This is a genomic window from Synechococcus sp. O70.1, assembly GCF_047462215.1.
Lineage (GTDB): Bacteria > Cyanobacteriota > Cyanobacteriia > Thermostichales > Thermostichaceae > Thermostichus.
This window is the reverse complement of record NZ_JANSIT010000015.1, coordinates 1-17,306: the sequence shown is the minus strand read 5'-3', so window position 1 is coordinate 17,306 and position 17,306 is coordinate 1. Positions and strand designations below refer to the sequence as shown.

Here is a 17,306-nt window from a genome sequence, read left to right as displayed (position 1 = left end):
TAACGGTCAGAAGCGGCGATAGAGCTGGTTCTCCAAGTTGCGCACTTGTCGCTCCAGGCGATCCAACCGCCCGCGCAGCTCGTCCATTTCCGACTGGCAAGGCACGCCTAAGTCCTGCAAAACGTTGCGCACCTGCCGCTGCACGTAGGATTCCAGGTTGCTCTGTTCAGATTTCACCTGGTTGAGCAGGTTGTTGAGGAGGTTAGAGGCCTCTTCTGAGCTAAGCTGCCCCTTTTGCACCAGCTCATCGGCAGCCTTCTTCAACTGCTCCGCTAGCAGCGTAGTGGTGCCAACGCCCACGAGCAAGAGCTGACGTAAGATACTGTTGTTGTCCAATGCTGCCCTCCCGAGAACGCTTGACCAACGGCACGGGTCTCCATGACCAAAGACCGGATTTCCAGCCCCCTTCTTCGGGACGGTTTCTGCCATCATAACAAATGGCCTCTGCCAACTCAAAAGAGTACTTGGGCTTCGGCCCAGAACTGTTGCTGGCAGCGCGGAGCGCCTGCAGGAATCCTTGCCCTCAGTGAAAACGCCAAAGCGCTGGCAATAGCGTTGAGCATTCCCCAAAAGATGCGGGAAGATCAGGAGTAAGGGACCGGGATCCCACTACTATCTCGTTTGCTGAGGAAACCCAATGCACGACCTGGACAGTTTGCCAGAACCGGTAGCCAATGCCCTGATCAAAAGCCTGCTTACGGATCTGGAACGGTTGATCAACCAGCATGGTTTGTCCGAGGTTTTGGTGGGGTTGGCCATGTATTGCAATGTGCAGTTCAAGGCCAAGCTCAATAAGCCCAACCGCACGGAGAAAGATGAGGAGCTGGGGTTTTACTTCCGCGACGCTGCCAAAGCCCTAGAGGTAGCAGCCAGCCTCACCTACCGCACCATCGATCGCTCCCAGCCTAGCCAGCCGGCCCAACCCAACGCCTAGACACCAGCGATCTTGCCGTCATCCCCAACTGCTCTCCTTGAGGGAGAGGGGAAGGGATTTAGGCTGGCCAGAGATCCCTTGCAGTTTTTATCCTGGTGGGCAAAAGTCTAGCGAGGCCGAGCGTGAAAATTGTCTGGGAACGCAGCATTTACGCGGGCAATGGCCGCGTGCCCTGCATTATCTGCGGCGGATGGGTCACCCCTATCCAGAGGAAGGGGCAGCAGGTGCTGCTGGCGGTAGTCTACAACGACCGCGGCCAAATCTATGGCGAGATCTGCCGCAGTTGCCTTAGTCTGGGGGCCAAGGGCATCAAAGAGTATCTCCGAGAGCGGATTGCCCGCCTGAGGAGGCAACTGCAAGATCTGGAGGAGCTAGAGCGGGAAGAGGTGCAATTGCCCACCTTGGAGCAGGAGCTGAGCGCTTACCTGGACTGAGGGCTACCCTTTCTGCCGCTCAATCGAGTTAGCCAACGGTTCAGTCCGAAGTCAACCTCTCCAGCTCTAGCTCTTGCAGACCCTTTGGCTTGCCCTTGCGGTTGCCTGCCCGGATGTCCGATCACCCGATCTTGATTGGAATCGCGTCGGGTAAGGATCAGCTCCAGCCGGTCAGTATGGGCTTGCCGACCAGGGGTAACTCCGCGAAAACGAACCACTTCTAGGGATTCGATATTCAGGTGAGTCTTACCGGATAAGCTGGAAAGGATCTTGATCACCATCGCCAACCCCTCCTTCCATAAGGGCAGCATGAGCAGGACAGCCACCCGATTCACCGGAAAAGGGGCAAGCACAACTGCCATGATTGTGAAAAAGGCAATGAAAGCGTTCCAAACGATGGCGAACGCAACCAAGGCGCGGAGTTGACTGGCCCGGATCACCTCCTCATAGATCTGTTCGGGCTTGTGCAGTTGAATCCGGCTGTCTGCCGGCTGTTGAGGAGAAAGGGCGGCTGTTGCTGAAGCAACCGGCAGCGGTCGGCGATCCAACTGCTCCAGGGCCTCCAGGGCCTGCCGGGCGGAGGCGGGACGATTCGCCACCAGAGGCTCCGTCAACCACCGCAGCCAGTCGCGAAAAGGTGGACTCAGTTGCACCACTTGCTCGAACGCAATCCGGGCTCCCTCCTGGGGCAAGTCCGCCGGATGCTGGCCCGTGAGCAGGTGAATCAGCGTGGCGCCCAGGCTGTAGAGATCGGAGGCGGGCACAGTTCTGCCGCCAAATTGCTCCAGGGGCATGTAGCCGTAGCTTCCCACCACAGTGTAGGATCCCTGCTCCCGGGGGGCAGCAGCCTGCACAGAGCCAAAATCCACCAGGTACACCTGCCCGTCGGCTGCCAACAGAATGTTGCTGGGCTTGAGATCCCGGTGGATGACCGGCGGATGGAGTTCGTGGAGGTAGATGAGGATGCGTAGCAGCTTCTGCGCCAAGTCGCGCACCTCCGGCTCAGCAAAACGCCGCCCTCGCTCCATCCACTCCTGCAGGGAGGGAGCCTCGATGTAGCTTTGCACCAGCGCCAGGCCGCGCCCCCCTTTCAGAGCAATCTCAAAGCAATCGCGGTACCGGGGAATGGCTGGATGGGAGAGGGTCTGTAGGACTTGGGCTTCCCGCTCAAATAGCTTCAGATTGTCCCAGTTGAAATCCGGCCCAAACAGGAGCAGCTTGATCACAACTGGCTCTGAGGTGAGGAGATCCCGTGCCAGGTAGGTGTGTCTGCCGCTGCGCTTGCTCAGCCGCCGCTCCAGCTGATACCGCTGGCGCAAAACGGGAAGCTCTGAAGCCATACTCCTTTGCTTCTGGGGCCCTTTTTTTGCTCAGCTCCATAGTAGCCGCTCACCCAAACCCACCTGCAGCAGGCTAACGGCACCAAGGGCAGCCGTGTGCCGTTGGATTTGCCCTAGCCGGTCAAAAACTTGGCCCCTAGGCGCGAGGAGAAAACTTCGTAAATAACCGTCAAAGTTTGGCCTCGGTGCAGCAAAAGATAATGCCTAGCCCAGAAAGGGCCAGGACAGTTGAGCAGCCGGGCAATGGGCTCGGCTTCGCCGTAGTAGAGGCGACGCACCTCGCGAAAGGTCTCCAGTTTTTCTTGGATTAGATTTTGGCCGATGGGCAAATCGGGATGGGGCAAGTATTGAGCCAGATGTTCCGCGTTCCACCAAGAGGTGGCATAGAGCAAGGGCTGTTGCGAGGCCGCTCCGCCCAGCCAAACCCGCCGCCGCATCAAGGGGGATCCCAGCCGCGCCAGATCCCTAGCCAGTTGTGGCATGGACTTGGGGACAGCGCTTTGCTCGGCCAGTAGCTCGACCTGGGCCGTATCTAACAGATGGGCCTGAATTGGTTCCAGGGTCAGAGTGGCCAGATTGCGAGTGGTCAAGCCATCCCCCAGCAGCAACAACCGCAACAAGGGATCCACCCCTAGCAGCTCCGGCTGAAGGGGGTCAGCCTCTCCCTGCCACTGCAACCGCAGCGGCCACCACTCGGCTTGACCCATGTTGCCTAGGAAAGTCTCCTTGGCAGAGCAAGCCGAGGGCCAAGGGGATACTGCCCCAGGAGCATGGTCGATGGAGGGAGGGGGAGAAAGTTCCAAGATGGCGGTGCGGTTGTGAAGTTCTGTATCGACCCCTAGTCTAGCCCACTCCCCCTCTCCCCTCCGAGGACTTTCCTAGCTCGTACCCGGCTGAATCAGCAGCCGCACCACCCAGGGGACGACCACGATGACGCTAATCAGACGAGCTAGGTGCATAACTACCACCGTGCTGGCCTGGGCCCCCATGTCCAGGGCAATTAAGCTCATATCGGAGATACCCCCTGGGGCCGTGCCCAAGATGGCAGTAAGGCGCTCGATCCCCAACCAGCGGGAGATCAAAAACCCCGATAGAACGCCGGTGCTCACCGCAATCACGGTACACACTAGGGCTGGCCGCCACAGATCCTTGAGGGCGAGCAATGTCTCGGCGGTAAGCTTACTGCCCAAGAGAATACCCAGCATCACCTGCAGGACAAAGCGGATTCCAGGTGGAGGAGTGGGAATCGGGATGGCCCCCCAGACATTGACCAAGCCGACTGCCACCATCGAGCCTACTAGAGCTCCTGCTGGCAGCCTCAGCTTGACTGCAATCAAGGCACCTGCCAACCCAATCAACACCGTCCAGAGATAGCTCATCATTGCGGCTTGGCCTCAAGGCAAGAGGATGACTAGCAGTTGGGGTTGGGCCTGCTCCCTCCACGGCATTCAGCGCAGATGCCGTAGAAGTCGAGCACATGGTACTCGATAACAAATTGGTAACGGCTGGCAATCTGCTCCTCTAGATCCCCCACGGGACAATCTGACAGAGGCACCACCCGCCGACATTCAGTGCAGATCAGGTGATGGCGACTGTGGCCGTTGCTGGGCAGAAGCTGGTAGTAGGTTTGCTGATCCCCCAAGTGGACGGCCTGCAGCTCGCCCTCGTTGCGCAGCGCCTCCAAGACCCGATAGACAGTGGCCAAGCCCACCGTGTGGTTGGCATTGCGCAGCTTCAGGAAAATCTCCTGGGCCGAGAGGGGCCGCTCGCTTTGCTCCAACACCTCCAGGATCAATTGGCGGTTGCGGGTCTGGCGGGAGGAGGACATGAGCCTTTTCCCTTGGGGGTTACTGGGAGAGTCAGCGCTCAGCGTCGGCTTCAGCTTTCATGCGCTCCAGGGTTTGGCGCATTTGGTCAAACATTTGGCAAAGAGAGAGCCCTAACCCCCCCAGTTGGGTTTGCAATTGCTTAATGGTCAGTTGGGCCATAAAATCGTCGGAAAGCTCCAGCCGCTTCATGAAAATGCGCTGGCGCTCCAGCAACTCTTCCATGTGCTGGATAAAGATCTTTTTGCCTTCCCGGTCAAATTGACCGTAGCGCTCGCCAAGTCGCATCAGGTTTTGGAAATCCCGAAACAGTTGCTTAGCTTCTTCCTGAACAATCTCCGAGTCGAAGAAGCCCATGGCTTTCCCCTTGCCCCCAACAAACGACATTCGATATACCTATCCTATCCGATTGCCTTGGGGAATGCAGGCGTTGCTATCTTCTGGCCAGTGCGGGATCCCGTCCTGCAGGTAATTATTGGCTATGCTCCTCCTTCCCTGTGTTAAGGCTTACACTCAGCCGGCTTTGGCCCAGCAGTGGTGCCAACGGGTGCAGGGATCCCGGCCTCTGTTTTTGGCCTGCCTGGGGTTTACGGAAACAGCCCTTATTCCAGGCATCTCTGCTGCTGGCGCCACGCCCTCTCTGCGGCGCTACACCGCCCTGGCTGATGGGGAGGTGCTGCTGACCGGCCGTTCTTGCCGCTTGCCCGCCTCGCCCGAGGGCTATCCCTCGCCGGTGGTCATCAGCCGCGCCATCTTAAGCGAGCTAGGGATCCCCTGCCGCGTGTTCGACTGTGGTCTGCTAGAGCCTTTGCCAGGCGCAGAGAAGGTGCCTTCTGGAGGGCCAGCCCGCTGTCTGAGCACCGGCCAGGCCTTGTCCGTGGAACAGGTGAGATCCCTGTGGCAGGAGGGGTATGAGCGGGGATCCCAACTGGAAGCCAGCTACTGGGTCGTCGGAGAGTGCGTGGCCGGCGGTACTGCAACAGCGCTGGCGGTGCTGCTAGGGCTGGGCTGGCAGGCAAACGGCATGGTCAACAGCAGCCATCCAGTTTGTAACCACGCCCAAAAGCTGGCCTTGGCCCAGCGGGGTCTAGCCAATCTCTCCCCCACTGCCCCTGCGCCAGAGGTAGTGGCTGCCGTGGGGGATCCCGTGCAACCCTTCATCGCCGGGTTAGCCATGGCAGCAGCCCAGCGGGGGCCGGTGCTGCTGGCGGGAGGAACGCAAATGCTGGCAGTGCTGGCCCTAATGCGGCGCTGGGGAGAAGAGGAAGGGATCCCCTGGCCCCCTGAAAACGTGGTGGTAGGCACCACCCGCTGGGTGGCGGAGGATCCCTCTGGCAACACCGTGGCTCTGGCGGAGCTGTTGGGCAATGTCTGCCTCTTGGCCACCCAACTAAGCTTTGCCCAGAGTCGCTACTCCTCTCTTCAAGCCTATGAGCGAGGCTATGTCAAAGAGGGGGTGGGGGCTGGCGGCCTAGCGATTGCCAGTAGCCTGTATGCTGGCTGGGGTCAGGCAGAGCTATTGGCTGCCGTTGAGCGCAGCTACGAGCACCTACTGCTTCAGGCCGGCTCCAGCGGAGCCATCGTCAGACCCTCCCGCAGCAGCTGCTGATGGTAGAGCTCCGCTTGCTCCTGTGGGCCGACCCAGACAACGGCCTGCCCTTCCCTGTCCACCTGCATTGTCAGTTGCCGCGCCAAGGGCAAAGTCATGCCGGGGATGTACTTGAGCAAGCATTCGGTAACGTGTTGGAAGGTGTTGATGTCGTCGTCTAGGACGATCACTTTGAAGTTGGGGTAGGGTTTGCGAACCCGTGTTGTAACCGAAGACAACTGCTGCATGGTACGGGTTGGAGTTTCCGTGATTGCGGTCATGGCAGCTCAGGAGTGAGACAACCTCTAGGTGCTTGGAACTAATGACCCAGCTTCCGGCAGCGGCTTCTTGACCACTCAAGCCAAGCTGTGAAAGCCGCCCGCTTGTGATTACTACTACTAGCTATTTTTAGCCAGTTTTGCAGCTATGGTCAGCCTGCGCCTGCCTGCGGATTCCCGCACCAGTTTGCAGCTAGGGCTCTTGCGGAAGCGCTAAATATCACGCGGATTCTGGCAGCACATCAAGCCCTAAGAGGGCCGTCGTTCTTGGCCTTGGGCAAACTGTTGCAGCTGCCGCAGCATTAGCAGTTGGCCTAAGCCCAAGGGCAGAAGTGAGACGGCCTCTACCCGCAACTGCACCCAGCCGTTCCCCCACCGCCAGTCGCAGTAGCCATCGGCACCACCCCACATCACCAGCCGCAGCCGTTGGGGCAGCAGGATTTCCACCTGGTGCAGGATGGAGATAGGGCCCCACTGGGCGGCAAAGGTGCTGCCTTGCTCTAGCTTGGGGGGAAGGGATCCCTGCAGTTGCTGCGGCCAAATCCACTGCTGCAGAAGTTCCACCTCTGTTAGGCAACGCTGCAGAGTCGAGGAACTGGCCTCGACAGCGATGCGGATAGTGGAGGACTGGAGCGTTCCTAGCATATAACCCTGGAGCCAGGGCACAGGCTGGTCAATACCCCTGAGTCTATCCTGTGCTGATTGCTAGAGATCTGCCTTTGAAAGCCCCTCGTCCCCACTTGGTGGCCATCTTGGCCCAAAGTTTGGATGGCAAGCTCGCCGCCCACCGCGGGCAAAGGCCCCATTTCCCTAGCCCTGAAGACTATCGGCACCTGGAAACCCAAGCTGCTCGGCAACAGGCTTTAATCATGGGGGCAGCCACGCTGCGGGCCTACGGCACTGCTCTCCGCCTGCGGGATCCGGAGCTCATCCAACGCCGAATTGCACAGGGTCTCCCCCCTCAGCCCCTGACGATCATCTGTTCCGGCAGCGGCGAGATTCCGGAAGAGCTGCCGTTTTTTCGCCAGCCCCTCACTCGCTGGCTGTGGACGACGCCGGCGGGCTCTCGCCAGTGGCAGGGACGGCCCGATTTTGCCGAGATCTGGGTGGCCGCGGATTGGGATTTGACCGCTCGCCTAGCCCGCCTGCGGCAGCGGGGGATCGAACGGGTGGGCCTCCTGGGCGGGGGGCGGCTCTTGGGGGCGTTTTTGCAGGCGCAAGCCTTGGATGAGCTGTGGGTGACGCTGGCGCCAGTGCTGCTGAGTGGCTACGCTGATGCCCCGGCTAGCATCGAGGGCTGGCAACTGCAGGGATCCCCGCCCCGCCTGGAGTTGCTTGAGTGCCGCCGCGGTTCCCAAGAGCTGTTTTTGCACTATCGAGTTGAGTGGAGCTGAGGGAGCAGTCGAGAAAATTTTTTTGGACACATTGAGATTTCCCAAAAATCCACAGGTTTTCCCCAGACTTTCCACAGGCAGGCGGGTTGTTTTCCACAACGTCTTTCGCTCTAGAAGCCGCCTCGAAGGGTTCTGTGGAAAAGTTGCCCTTGCTAAGGTTCACGCGATTACACCTTGAGAAACGTAACGGGATCGCGCCGCTTTTTCCGATCCCATCAAGGCCACGGGAGAGCTCTGGTTCTGTTGGATACTCCCGCCTAGGATTGACATCCCCCCTAGGGCAGAGGGCAGAATAGCCCCACCCGAGGTGAGGAGGAGGCTTCCCCGGCAGCTGCTAGGACCTCCCCAGCCGCTTGCAGGCGGCCAATGGGCAAGCCCTTTTACCCCGTTTCTTGAGGAGACAGTGCGGTCTCTAAGGTACCCAAGTTAGAGGACTGGCTGAGCTTGTTCAATTCCTTCCTAGGCCGGCTTAGCTGTGGCCCAAGGTAGAGCCTCTTTTTGCTGCGACTGTTTGAGTGTTGACTTTAGGTAGGTGGTTGAGCTATGGATTCTCCTACCGTCAGCATTTCGAGCGAAATTCCCAAGGAGCTCCACGAGACCCTCGAAAACTACCTCTCTCGTCATCCCGACTGGGATCAAGATCGGGTTGTAACAGCAGCCCTCTCGCTGTTCTTGCTCCAAAGCGGAGATGCCGATCGGCGCGCTGCGCGCATCTACCTAGACAGCCTCTTTCGCCGCAACTAGGCTAAAGCTGTCGGAATCCCAACTTAGGGCTATTGGGAACGTCCTGTTAACCCCGGTAGGTCAAACCGTGCCACAGGGCTTTGGTCGAGGGAAAGGCAAGCGGCAGGTGGCTGGGCCTCAGAACTCAGGACAAGGAGCCAGCCTGCCCTCTTTCCCCTCCCCAGAGGCGGCTCTGGCTTTGGTCGAGCGCCACCGACAAGCAGGGGATCTGGGGGCGGCGCTGCGCCTTTGTCGACAGCTCACCCGCGCCCATCCGCACCTGGCTGCTGCCCAAGCGCTACTGGGATCCCTCTATCTGCAAATGGGAGATCCCCGTCAAGCCTTGACCCCCCTACAGTTGGCTGTACACCTGAGGAAGGACTGGGTGCCTGCCTGGCAGGAGCTGGGCGATGCTTGGATGCTGCTGGGCAACCCGGCGGAGGCAGCGCGCGCCTATCAGGAGGGATTGGCCTTTGCTCCCGGCAATGGGCAACTGCTATTCCGGCTGGGCAGTTGTTGGCTGGCCTTGGGGCAGCGGCAGCGGGCAATTGCAGTCCTGCGCCAGGCTGCGGCAGCGCACCCTCCCCAGCCCTATGCTCTAGCCGCCTTAGGCAATGCGCTGATGTTCGAGAACCAGCTTGAGGAAGCTGAAGGCTGGTTTCGCCAAGCCCTTGCCCTGCTGCCCCAGGAGGGGCGGATCCTCGTCAACCTCGCCCACTGCCTCCACCTGCAAGATCGTCTGGAGGAAGCAGCTGACTGCCTGCAACAGGCCATCCCGCTGCTGCCCAAGGATGCTCAGCCCCACAACAACTTGGGCACGATCCTGCAAGAGCAAAACTGCCTCGAGGCCGCCCTTGAGTCCTATCGGCGGGGCTTGCAACTAGCCCCTGATTCGCCAGAGATCCACTACAACCTGGCCACTGCCCTGCTCACCCTAGGCCGCTACAAGGAGGGGTGGCGGGAGTACGAATGGCGGCTGCAGCGCCAGGGGGCGGCCTACCCCCGCTTTCCCCAGCCTCTGTGGACGGGATCCCCCTTGGGCCAGCAGACTCTGCTCATCTACGCCGAACAAGGTTTGGGGGACACCATCCAGTTTGTGCGCTACCTGCCACTTTTGGCCGCAGCCCATCCGCAGGCCTCCCTCTACTTTCGCTGCTCGCCATCCCTAGTCGAGCTGCTGCGGGCCTCCTTTCCTCAGGTTCAGATTATTTCGGAGACGGATCCCCTGCCTCCCTTCGACTGGCACCTGCCCTTGCTCAGCCTGCCCCATCGCCTAGGCACCACTCTGGAGACGATCCCTGCCTGTCTTCCCTACCTGGTCTGTCCCCCGGAGAGCTCCGCCTGGCCAGAAGAATGGCCTGAGGTTCCTCAGAAGGGGATGAAGGTAGGGCTGGTGTGGGCCAGTGGCCGCCGCGCCGATCTTGCCCTCAACCGGGTGCAGAGGTTAAAAAGCTGTCCCCTCAGCCTCTTTCTCGAGTACCTTGATCTGCCCCAGGTGCAGTGGGTTAGCCTGCAGGTGGGTGAAGATCTAAGCCAGCTAGAACCCCTCCTCAAGCAGCACCAGGTGGTGGAGCTGGGATCCCGTTTCCAGAATTTTGTTGATACTGCTAGGGCAGTTGCCCAGTTGGATCTGGTGATTAGCGTCGATACCGCCGTTGCCCACCTAGCTGGGGCGCTGGGCAAGCCCGTGTGGGTTCTACTGCCCTTTGCAGCCGATTGGCGCTGGCTGCTGCAGCGACAAGATAGCCCCTGGTACCCCGGCGTAATGCGCCTATTTCGCCAAGAAGCCCGCGGCAACTGGGTTGAACCGCTACAGCAGATGCGAAGGGCCCTGCAGGAGCACTTGGCAGGGATCCCTTCTTAGCCCTCTCCTTTTTCTCCCTTTGGCACGATGCGCTGAAACAGATAGCCAGTACCGCGGGCTGTCAGGATAAGCTCAGGGTTGCTTGGGTCATCCTCCAACTTAGCCCGCAGCCGCGAGATGTGGACATCCACCACCCGCGTATCCACATGGCGCTCTGGGGTATAGCCCCATACCTCTTGCAGGATCTGGGCGCGGGAAAACGGCTCCCCCGAGCGGCTGACCAACAGCTCCAGCAAACTAAACTCCATTCCTGTCAGGCGGATGCGCTCGCCCCGCTTGTAAACTTGGCGCTTGTTGGTATCAATGCAAAGATCCCCAACCTGGATAACCCCAGAGCTAGGGATCCCCTCATGGCTAGACCGGGCCACCCGCCGCAGCACCGAGCGAATGCGGGCCTCCAGCTCCTTGGGTGAAAAAGGCTTGACCACGTAGTCATCCGCCCCTAGTTCCAACCCAGTAATGCGGTCGGCCACATCCCCCAGAGCCGTGAGCATGATGATGGGGATGTCGGACTCTTTGCGCAACTCTTGACAGACCCCATAGCCATCCAGCTTTGGCATCATGACATCCAGCACCACCAGGTCGGGATGCTGCTTGCGGAAGACCTGCAGGGCCTCTTCGCCGTCGGCTGCAGTAACCACCTCGTAGCCGATCATCGAGAGGCGAGTTTCCAAAATGCGGCGGATGCTAGCCTCATCATCAACCACGAGAATTCGTTCTTTACGCTGGGCTTCCACGGTGCTACAACTCCTGTACTTCACTTCTAATAACTTGGCTTGGAAAAGTTAGGATAAAGGCTACCTCCTGCCACCGGCGAGCAGGTGGCTGAGGGATGTTTCTGGACAAGCAGACTCGGCCTCCCCACGGAAAGCTGCCAAACCCATGCTTAGAAACAGAAACTGCAGCCCAGGACACCCCCCACTAAGGAACCCAGAAGGCCTGTTTGGCAATAGGTTGGAAAGACACCGGCTTCCCTTCCCTTTAGCTGTTGCTTTCTCTTCAAACCCTCGCGGCTGACCGCGGCCAAAGCTGAGAAGCCCTTGTTAACCTTGTTAAGAATTTACCTCATAGAACCTAATGTATCATCTGGAAGCGGCTACTTAATCCACCCCAGAGCTCTATTCTGCCGCCATTCGGCTCAACTTGATACATGTCTTCACAACTTCTTCAGCCGGCCGCCAATTCTTTTGGAATTGCCCTCAGAAAAGGTTGGGGCAAGGGGGGATCCCTGCTCGTTTGCAGTGGGGAAGACAACTGCAGCGCCGGCAGTAGGGTAACAGCCAGCTAGCAGGCGGGCAGACCGGATTTCTCGCTCGGCATGCTGCTCCAAAATTTGGCGCAGCAAGCGCTCTGCCCCTAGCCAAGCGGTCAAAGGCAACGTTCTGTCGGCCAGCGGTGGCAAGGTGGGGTTGGGCAGGGATCCCAGGGCCTGCAGGACGGCACTGGAGAGCCGGGCAAGGGAGGTGGGCTGCTGGGCTCTCTGACAGGGCTCGCAGATCAGGCCGCCCAGGTTGGGACAGAAGAAGACCTCGTCCGCCAACTCCCACCCACAGGAGCAACAGGCTTGTAGCGAGGGGGCAACCCCCCCCACCGCCAAAAGGTGGTAGAGCCCATGGACAAGGAGCGGCAGAACTGCCTCTTGTGTAGGGGCCTGCTCGATGCGCTGCAAGTGTTCTACCAAAAGCACAAACAGCTCTTCCTGAGCCTGATCTGGCAGGGCCAACAGCAAAGCCACCTCTGCCAGGTACTGGGCGGCTGTGAGGTGGGCCAAGCTGCGGCCCAGACGGGGAAAACTCTGCAGGGTTTCTGCCTGGACAATGCGCTGCAGACGCTGGGAGGCATCGGCTTGAGCTGACCACCGCCCCCGAACAAGCAGCAGGTCGTTAATGACAAAGGGCTCCAGTCGCCCTCCCCACTTGGAAGACGGCTTGCGGGATCCCTTGGCTACTGCCCGCACCAACCCCTGCTCGCGAGTTAGGATGGTAACCACCCGATCCGACTCCCCCAAGGGGATGCCTTTGAGAGTGATGCCGGTAACCCGGTAGGTTTGCCCGCTCATGCTCTGCCAGCTTCCCTAGCCTGCAGCTCTTGCATTAGCTCCAACCCCCAAGAGGTGCCGATCCGGGTGGCTCCTGCGGCAATCATTGCCTCTGCCTGAGCCAGAGTGCGAATGCCGCCTGAAGCTTTTACCCCCACTCGGCCCCGGCTAAGCTGCGCCAGCAGTTGCACATCCGCCAAGGTTGCCCCTCCCATCCAGCCGGTGGAGGTCATCAAAAAGGCAGCTCCTGCATCCATGCAGATCTCCGCAGCCAGCTTTTTTTCCTCCTCATCGAGCTGGGCCGTCTCCAAAATGGCTTTGACGCAAACTCCCGTCTCCTCCACAATTTGGGCAATCTCGGCATGGAGCCAATCCAGCTCCCGCGCCTTGAGCCAGGCTAGGTTAATGCGAACATCCAGTTCCTGGCATCCCTGCTCCACAGCCAGTTGAGCTTCGTAGAGTTTGGCCTCCGCTGTGTTGGTACCCAGGGGAAACCCCACCACCGTGCTCACCCGTACTGGCGACCCGTGTAGCCGCTCAACCACCCGCGGCACATAGCAGGGAGGTACGCAAAAGGTGGGGAAGCCGTAGCGCAGGGCAATTTCGCACCCCTCCTCAATTTCCTCCGGGGTAACCATAGGCAGCAGCAGCGTGTGGTCGATGTACTCTGCCAAGTTGATTGGCCTTTCCGCCAGGCCTTTGGGCTCCAAAGAGACCATGGGTTGTTGGGTAGTTTCCACAGCGCCATTTCTACTCTAGCCCCCAGCAGCCCAGCCGCGACTTGGCCTTTTTGGGCAGAGCAGGGTAGCAGATTTTTTTTGATAGTCTGGTTGGGGGGCCACTTGTATCCACCAACTCTGGCAAGGCATGGCGGAAAACCGGACTGGCGCGTTTATTGGTGGGCTGCTGTTGGGAACGGCGGTGGGCACGCTCATTGGCCTGCTTCTAGCCCCCCGCAGCGGACGGGAGACGCGGCGACTGTTGAAAAAATCGGCAGAGGCGCTGCCAGAAGTGGCAGAGGATGTAGCCAGCAGCTTGCAGTATCAGTCAGAGAAACTGTTCGACGCTGCTCAACGCAGTTTGGATGAGGCCCTGCTGCGGCTACAGCAGGCAGTGGTGGTGGGGAAGGAGGCCATGTTGCAGAAGCGAAAGGAGCTGCTCCAAGCCCAAAACTCGCGTTCCCTTGGGGGGGAAGAAGCTGATTTGGAAGCCGGCGATGGAGAGGAGACGGCGGGATGAGCGATCCGGTCTTTTGGCTTGGCCTCTCGGTAGGCCTGGTGGCAGTGGCCATTTTGGCGGTGATCCTGACCCTGCTGCCTGCCGTCATTCAACTGGGTCGAGCCGCCCAGAGTGTGGAGCGCTTCTTCGATACGCTGCTGCGGGAGCTGCCGCCCACTCTAGAGGCTCTGCGCCTGACGAGCCTGGAAGTGAGCGAGATTGCCGACAGCCTTGACGAGGGGGTGAAAGGGGCGGGTCAGGTGGTGAAGCAGGTCAGCCGCTCCCTGGAAGGAGCCCGTACCCAAGCCCGGGATGCCCAAGTCAATGTTCGCAGCTTTTGGGCGGGAGTACGAGCGGCCTGGCAGACTCTTGCCCATGGAGCTCCTCCTGCTGAGGTGAGCAACCCTCGCTTGCGCTCGGGTGCAGCTCCTCCTCTCTCCCGAAGGGACGCCCCTCCTTTGGCCGAGCGGCTAAGACCAAAGGGAGGACAAGCGGCTGCCCAACCTTCCCAAGCAAATGCTGCCAAGTCCTAGGCGTTCCTGAGGATTTTCTGAAAGACAGGCACAGGGGGCTGAGGCTCTTGACCAGGGGGAAGCTGGCCCCAGCGAGCATCGGGATCCCAGCGCAGTTGGGTAATGTCGGTGAGGGGGAACCCCAGTTGCTGCAGGATCTTGAGGCTGAGGTTGGGAATGATGGGCGAAAGGGCCACCGCCACCCAGCGCACGCTTTCTAGAACGGCATAGAGAATCTCCGCTACCCGTTGGCTTTGCCCCTGTTTATGCAACGTCCAGGGAGCTTGCTCATCTAGGTATTTGTTGCTGGCCTGGGCCAGGCTGAGGGCCTTGCGGGCAGCCGAGCTGAGATCCAGCCGCTCGTAGGCGTCAGCCACTGTCGGGGCCAGGTGCTCAGCCAAGGTTTTGAGGGGATGATCCGGAGGGATCTCGACGGCGGGAATGCGGTAGTCAGGTTGGTATTTTTTGAGCATGGCGAGGGTGCGGTTGAGCAGGTTCCCCAAATCGTTGGCTAGGTCGGCATTGAGAACCTCGATGAAGCGGCCCTCGCTAAAGTCTCCATCTTTGCCCAGCTCAATTTCGGTCAAGAAATAGTAGCGCACGGCATCGGCGCCGTATCGCTGCACCAGCTCAAAGGGATCCAGGGTGTTCCCCAGGCTTTTGCCCATCTTGAGGCCATCTTTGGTGAGAAAGCCGTGGCCAAAGATTTGCCTAGGCAAAGGCAACCCCGCCGACATGAGCATGGCCGGCCAGTAGATGGCGTGGAAGCGGACGATATCTTTGCCCACCAGGTGCACGTCGGCAGGCCAGTAGCGGCGCAGAGCATTCTCCAGCGTCGGCTCGTCCTCGGGATCTAGAGCGGCGCTGATGTAGTTGATGAGGGCGTCAAACCAGACGTAAAGGGTTTGGCTGGGATCCACTGGGAAGGGGATCCCCCAGGAGACGCTAGGGCGAGAGATGGAGAAGTCCCGCAGGCCCTGCTTGACAAAGTTAATGACCTCATTGCGGCGGCTTTCTGGTTGAATGAACTCTGGATGCTCCGCGTAGAGAGCTTCTAGTTTTTCCTGGTAGCGAGAGAGGCGAAAAAAGTAGTTTTCTTCGTCTTTCCACTCTACTTTTTTGTTGGGATGGATCGGGCAAAACCCGCCTTCCAAGAGCTCTGACTCGTCCTTAAACTCTTCGCAGGCAACACAATACCACCCCTGCTGCCGCCCAACAAAGATATCTCCCCGATCCCAAACCCGCTGGAAAAACTCCCGCACAATGGCTTTGTGGCGAGGGTCAGTGGTGCGGATGAAGCGGTCATAGCGGATATCCAGCAACTGCCAAAGCTGGGCAAACTGGGCCGCGATCTCGTCACAGTGCTGCTGCGGGGGAAGGCCGCGCTCCTCAGCGGTGCGCTGGATCTTCTGGCCGTGCTCATCGGTTCCCGTTACCATCAGCACCTCCCTACCCCGCAGGCGGTGGTAACGGGCGATGGCATCGGCTGCCATGGTGGTGTAGGCACTGCCGATGTGGGGGGCAGCGTTGACGTAGTAGATCGGTGTGGTGATGACGAAAGTGGAACCCGGCATGAGCCCTCGCAGCGCTTTCCCCCATGATAAAAGTTGCCGGAAAGTCCGACAGGCTATGTTCACCCTCAAGGGATGGAGCTGCGGCATCCTGGGGGCTGGGATCTTGGGCGCCGGGGCGGCCCTAGCTCAGCCCGTGTCGGCAACCCGCATCCCCTGTGAGATTTTCATCGCTGGGGGCGGGCTGGGAGGCGTGGCAGCGGCCTACGAGGCCCTGCAACTGGGGCGACAGGTGTGCATGACCGAAATTACCGACTGGATTGGCGGCCAGGTGAGCGCCCAAGGGGTCTCGGCTTTGGACGAGCGGCCCCTACAGCGGGAAAACGAGATCTTCCCGCGAGGCTACAGAGAGTTTCGCCGCCGGGTGCGGGAAAAGTATGGCGGGGATCCCAACCCCGGCAAGTGCTGGGTGAGCGTGCTCTGTTTTTCTCCCCAGGTGGGACATCAGGTACTCCGGGAGATGTTGGATCCCTATCTGCGGTCGGGGCAGTTGCGGCTGTTTACGGAGACGGTAGTGAAGGACTTGGAGATTGAGGGCTACCAGATCCGCAGGGTAGTGGCTATCCGCAACCTCCCCAAGCACGCTGGCGTCGCGCCGGAGCAGCGGGGGGATCTCTCTAGCTATTTTTTGGACTTCTACCGCTGGGAGCCCACGAAGGACTGGGATAAGGAGATCCTGCGCTTTGAGCCGCCTCCCGAGCGGCAGGGAAAAACCCTGCCTTGGATAGTGGTTGATGCTACCGAAACCGGCGAGCTGCTGCCTCTGGCGCGGGTGCCCTACCGTCTCGGCACGGATGGGGAAAGCCGCTGGGAGCCCAGCTCCAAGCCCTACAGGGATCCCTATTGCACCCAGGGGTTTACCTACACCTTTGTCATAGAGCGCTCCGCTGTGCCGCAGGTGCCCATCAAGCCTGAGTTCTACGACGACCCGCTGCACGGCCCCTACTACAGCTTTGAACACCCGCGCTTTAACTTTGGCAGGGTCTTCACCTACCGCCGCATCTGGGGGCAGGTATTCGGCTTCGGGGAAGAGGCCATCCGCGTGGGGGATCAATCCATGCAGAACTGGACCTGGGGCAACGACTGGCGCATCACCGGGCCAGAGATGAACCTCATCCTCACCCACGAGCAACTGCAGGCCTCGGGCCAACTGCAGCCGGGTGGCTGGATGGGGGGCTTGCGGGTGGAAGCCCTGCGTCGGGCCGAGCAGCATGCCAAGGGCTTCTTCTACTGGCTGGTAGCGGGAAGGACGGACTTTCTGTTGCAGCAGGCGGATCCCAACTTTCAAAAAGACTTTTACTTGCGCTATCGCTACCTCAAAGGGCCCAACAGCCCCATGGGAACTGCCAGTGGTCTTTCCAAGTACCCCTATATTCGCGAGTCGCGGCGCATCATCGGGCAGCCCAGCGTCTCCTATCCAGGAGGGTTCACCATCTACGAGTCGGATATCACCACGCGGGAATCGGAGTTGAACCGCGGTCGCCCCTTCATCTTCTACGACTCGGTGGGGGTGGGCCAGTACCCCATCGACTTCCACGAGTGTCTACTGCCGGATTTTTCGCTGCCCCCCAGCCACAACCAAGACG

The 17,306-nt window shown here is 59.9% G+C and carries 21 protein-coding genes; 9 read left to right on the top strand and 12 right to left on the bottom strand.

The window, feature by feature from the left end; all coding sequences use genetic code 11:
- Window positions 1–6: 6 nt before the first annotated feature.
- Window positions 7–336 carry a phasin family protein gene (locus NW833_RS09070; RefSeq protein WP_414394511.1) on the bottom strand — a complete coding sequence of 110 codons (330 nt, stop codon included), beginning with the start codon at window positions 334–336 and terminating at the stop codon, window positions 7–9.
- A gap of 301 nt (window positions 337–637) precedes the next feature.
- On the opposite strand from NW833_RS09070, the gene NW833_RS09065 reads away from it, so the two are divergent.
- Window positions 638–934 (top strand): hypothetical protein, encoded by a 297-nt coding sequence (locus NW833_RS09065; protein ID WP_414394512.1) that lies wholly within the window; start codon window positions 638–640, stop codon window positions 932–934.
- A 122-nt stretch (window positions 935–1,056) separates the two neighbouring features.
- The gene (locus NW833_RS09060) at window positions 1,057–1,368 is read left to right on the top strand and encodes a hypothetical protein (RefSeq protein WP_414405941.1); all 312 of its coding nucleotides are present in this window, start codon (window positions 1,057–1,059) and stop codon (window positions 1,366–1,368) included.
- Here NW833_RS09060 and NW833_RS09055 read toward each other — a convergent pair.
- From NW833_RS09055 to NW833_RS09035, 5 genes are all read right to left on the bottom strand, one after another.
- Entirely contained in the window at window positions 1,356–2,708 is a 1,353-nt protein-coding gene (locus tag NW833_RS09055) for a serine/threonine protein kinase (protein WP_414412259.1), read from the bottom strand. The genes NW833_RS09060 and NW833_RS09055 overlap by 13 nt on opposite strands.
- A 113-nt stretch (window positions 2,709–2,821) precedes the next feature.
- On the bottom strand, window positions 2,822–3,415 hold the full coding sequence (locus tag NW833_RS09050) for a chorismate pyruvate-lyase family protein (RefSeq protein ID WP_414394521.1): 594 nt from the start codon (window positions 3,413–3,415) through the stop codon (window positions 2,822–2,824).
- Window positions 3,416–3,586: 171 nt separating this feature from the next.
- Entirely contained in the window at window positions 3,587–4,087 is a 501-nt protein-coding gene (locus NW833_RS09045) for an AbrB family transcriptional regulator (protein WP_414412258.1), read from the bottom strand.
- A 32-nt stretch (window positions 4,088–4,119) separates the two neighbouring features.
- A complete protein-coding gene (locus NW833_RS09040; protein ID WP_414412257.1) occupies window positions 4,120–4,536 on the bottom strand; it encodes a Fur family transcriptional regulator in 417 nt (138 codons plus the stop codon).
- Between the two features lie 31 nt (window positions 4,537–4,567).
- Entirely contained in the window at window positions 4,568–4,891 is a 324-nt protein-coding gene (locus tag NW833_RS09035; protein ID WP_414412284.1) for a DUF1825 family protein, read from the bottom strand.
- A gap of 124 nt (window positions 4,892–5,015) precedes the next feature.
- Between NW833_RS09035 and cobT the strand changes: the two genes are divergently transcribed.
- Window positions 5,016–6,143, top strand: coding sequence for a nicotinate mononucleotide-dependent phosphoribosyltransferase CobT (cobT, locus tag NW833_RS09030; protein WP_414412256.1), 1,128 nt, complete (start codon window positions 5,016–5,018; stop codon window positions 6,141–6,143).
- Here the strand turns inward: cobT and clpS are convergent.
- A complete protein-coding gene (gene clpS / locus NW833_RS09025) occupies window positions 6,092–6,403 on the bottom strand; it encodes an ATP-dependent Clp protease adapter ClpS (RefSeq protein ID WP_414409933.1) in 312 nt (103 codons plus the stop codon). The genes cobT and clpS overlap by 52 nt on opposite strands.
- Before the next feature lie 246 nt (window positions 6,404–6,649).
- Complete coding sequence (locus NW833_RS09020) at window positions 6,650–7,045, bottom strand: hypothetical protein (protein WP_414412255.1); 396 nt, start codon at window positions 7,043–7,045, stop codon at window positions 6,650–6,652.
- A 74-nt stretch (window positions 7,046–7,119) separates the two neighbouring features.
- Between NW833_RS09020 and NW833_RS09015 the strand changes: the two genes are divergently transcribed.
- The 3 genes from NW833_RS09015 (at window position 7,120) to NW833_RS09005 (ending at window position 10,381) form a co-directional block, all read left to right on the top strand.
- Window positions 7,120–7,794, top strand: coding sequence for a RibD family protein (locus NW833_RS09015; protein ID WP_414412254.1), 675 nt, complete (start codon window positions 7,120–7,122; stop codon window positions 7,792–7,794).
- 543 nt (window positions 7,795–8,337) lie between these two features.
- Complete coding sequence (locus tag NW833_RS09010) at window positions 8,338–8,538, top strand: DUF2811 domain-containing protein (protein WP_414412253.1); 201 nt, start codon at window positions 8,338–8,340, stop codon at window positions 8,536–8,538.
- A 106-nt stretch (window positions 8,539–8,644) separates the two neighbouring features.
- Window positions 8,645–10,381, top strand: coding sequence for a tetratricopeptide repeat protein (locus NW833_RS09005; RefSeq protein ID WP_414412252.1), 1,737 nt, complete (start codon window positions 8,645–8,647; stop codon window positions 10,379–10,381).
- On the opposite strand, the gene rpaB is transcribed toward NW833_RS09005, so the two are convergent.
- The 3 genes from rpaB to deoC all read right to left on the bottom strand — a co-directional run bounded on the left by rpaB (window position 10,378) and on the right by deoC (window position 13,138).
- Window positions 10,378–11,118 (bottom strand): response regulator transcription factor RpaB, encoded by a 741-nt coding sequence (gene rpaB, locus NW833_RS09000; protein WP_414394542.1) that lies wholly within the window; start codon window positions 11,116–11,118, stop codon window positions 10,378–10,380. The genes NW833_RS09005 and rpaB overlap by 4 nt on opposite strands.
- A 419-nt stretch (window positions 11,119–11,537) precedes the next feature.
- Window positions 11,538–12,440, bottom strand: coding sequence for a DNA repair protein RecO (gene recO, locus NW833_RS08995; RefSeq protein WP_414412251.1), 903 nt, complete (start codon window positions 12,438–12,440; stop codon window positions 11,538–11,540).
- Window positions 12,437–13,138 carry a deoxyribose-phosphate aldolase gene (gene deoC / locus NW833_RS08990; RefSeq protein WP_414394546.1) on the bottom strand — a complete coding sequence of 234 codons (702 nt, stop codon included), beginning with the start codon at window positions 13,136–13,138 and terminating at the stop codon, window positions 12,437–12,439. Before deoC ends, recO begins: the two co-directional genes overlap by 4 nt.
- A gap of 148 nt (window positions 13,139–13,286) precedes the next feature.
- Here deoC and NW833_RS08985 point away from each other — a divergent pair, with 148 nt between their 5' ends.
- Window positions 13,287–13,658: a YtxH domain-containing protein gene (locus tag NW833_RS08985; protein WP_414406298.1), complete on the top strand. Its 372-nt coding sequence runs from the start codon at window positions 13,287–13,289 to the stop codon at window positions 13,656–13,658.
- Window positions 13,655–14,170, top strand: a complete 516-nt coding sequence (locus NW833_RS08980; RefSeq protein ID WP_414406299.1) for a hypothetical protein — start codon at window positions 13,655–13,657, stop codon at window positions 14,168–14,170. The genes NW833_RS08985 and NW833_RS08980 overlap by 4 nt, the downstream gene beginning before the upstream one ends.
- Here NW833_RS08980 and metG read toward each other — a convergent pair.
- The gene (gene metG, locus NW833_RS08975; RefSeq protein ID WP_414412250.1) at window positions 14,167–15,723 is read right to left on the bottom strand and encodes a methionine--tRNA ligase; all 1,557 of its coding nucleotides are present in this window, start codon (window positions 15,721–15,723) and stop codon (window positions 14,167–14,169) included. The genes NW833_RS08980 and metG overlap by 4 nt on opposite strands.
- Here metG and NW833_RS08970 point away from each other — a divergent pair.
- A partial coding sequence (locus tag NW833_RS08970; protein WP_414412249.1) for an FAD-dependent oxidoreductase occupies window positions 15,701–17,306 on the top strand: 1,606 nt, incomplete at its 3' end. The genes metG and NW833_RS08970 overlap by 23 nt on opposite strands.

Excerpts from the sequence above, each read along its gene's own strand:
- NW833_RS09065 (WP_414394512.1), top strand. The coding sequence starts at position 638 with ATGCACGACCTGGACAGTTTGCCAGAACCGGTAGCCAATGCCCTGATC.
- NW833_RS09055 (WP_414412259.1), bottom strand. The coding sequence starts at position 2,708 with ATGGCTTCAGAGCTTCCCGTTTTGCGCCAGCGGTATCAGCTGGAGCGG.
- NW833_RS09050 (WP_414394521.1), bottom strand. The coding sequence starts at position 3,415 with ATGGGTCAAGCCGAGTGGTGGCCGCTGCGGTTGCAGTGGCAGGGAGAG.
- NW833_RS09045 (WP_414412258.1), bottom strand. The coding sequence starts at position 4,087 with ATGAGCTATCTCTGGACGGTGTTGATTGGGTTGGCAGGTGCCTTGATT.
- NW833_RS09040 (WP_414412257.1), bottom strand. The coding sequence starts at position 4,536 with ATGTCCTCCTCCCGCCAGACCCGCAACCGCCAATTGATCCTGGAGGTG.
- NW833_RS09035 (WP_414412284.1), bottom strand. The coding sequence starts at position 4,891 with ATGGGCTTCTTCGACTCGGAGATTGTTCAGGAAGAAGCTAAGCAACTG.
- cobT (WP_414412256.1), top strand. The coding sequence starts at position 5,016 with ATGCTCCTCCTTCCCTGTGTTAAGGCTTACACTCAGCCGGCTTTGGCC.
- clpS (WP_414409933.1), bottom strand. The coding sequence starts at position 6,403 with ATGACCGCAATCACGGAAACTCCAACCCGTACCATGCAGCAGTTGTCT.
- NW833_RS09020 (WP_414412255.1), bottom strand. The coding sequence starts at position 7,045 with ATGCTAGGAACGCTCCAGTCCTCCACTATCCGCATCGCTGTCGAGGCC.
- NW833_RS09010 (WP_414412253.1), top strand. The coding sequence starts at position 8,338 with ATGGATTCTCCTACCGTCAGCATTTCGAGCGAAATTCCCAAGGAGCTC.
- recO (WP_414412251.1), bottom strand. The coding sequence starts at position 12,440 with ATGAGCGGGCAAACCTACCGGGTTACCGGCATCACTCTCAAAGGCATC.
- deoC (WP_414394546.1), bottom strand. The coding sequence starts at position 13,138 with ATGGTCTCTTTGGAGCCCAAAGGCCTGGCGGAAAGGCCAATCAACTTG.
- NW833_RS08985 (WP_414406298.1), top strand. The coding sequence starts at position 13,287 with ATGGCGGAAAACCGGACTGGCGCGTTTATTGGTGGGCTGCTGTTGGGA.
- NW833_RS08980 (WP_414406299.1), top strand. The coding sequence starts at position 13,655 with ATGAGCGATCCGGTCTTTTGGCTTGGCCTCTCGGTAGGCCTGGTGGCA.
- metG (WP_414412250.1), bottom strand. The coding sequence starts at position 15,723 with ATGCCGGGTTCCACTTTCGTCATCACCACACCGATCTACTACGTCAAC.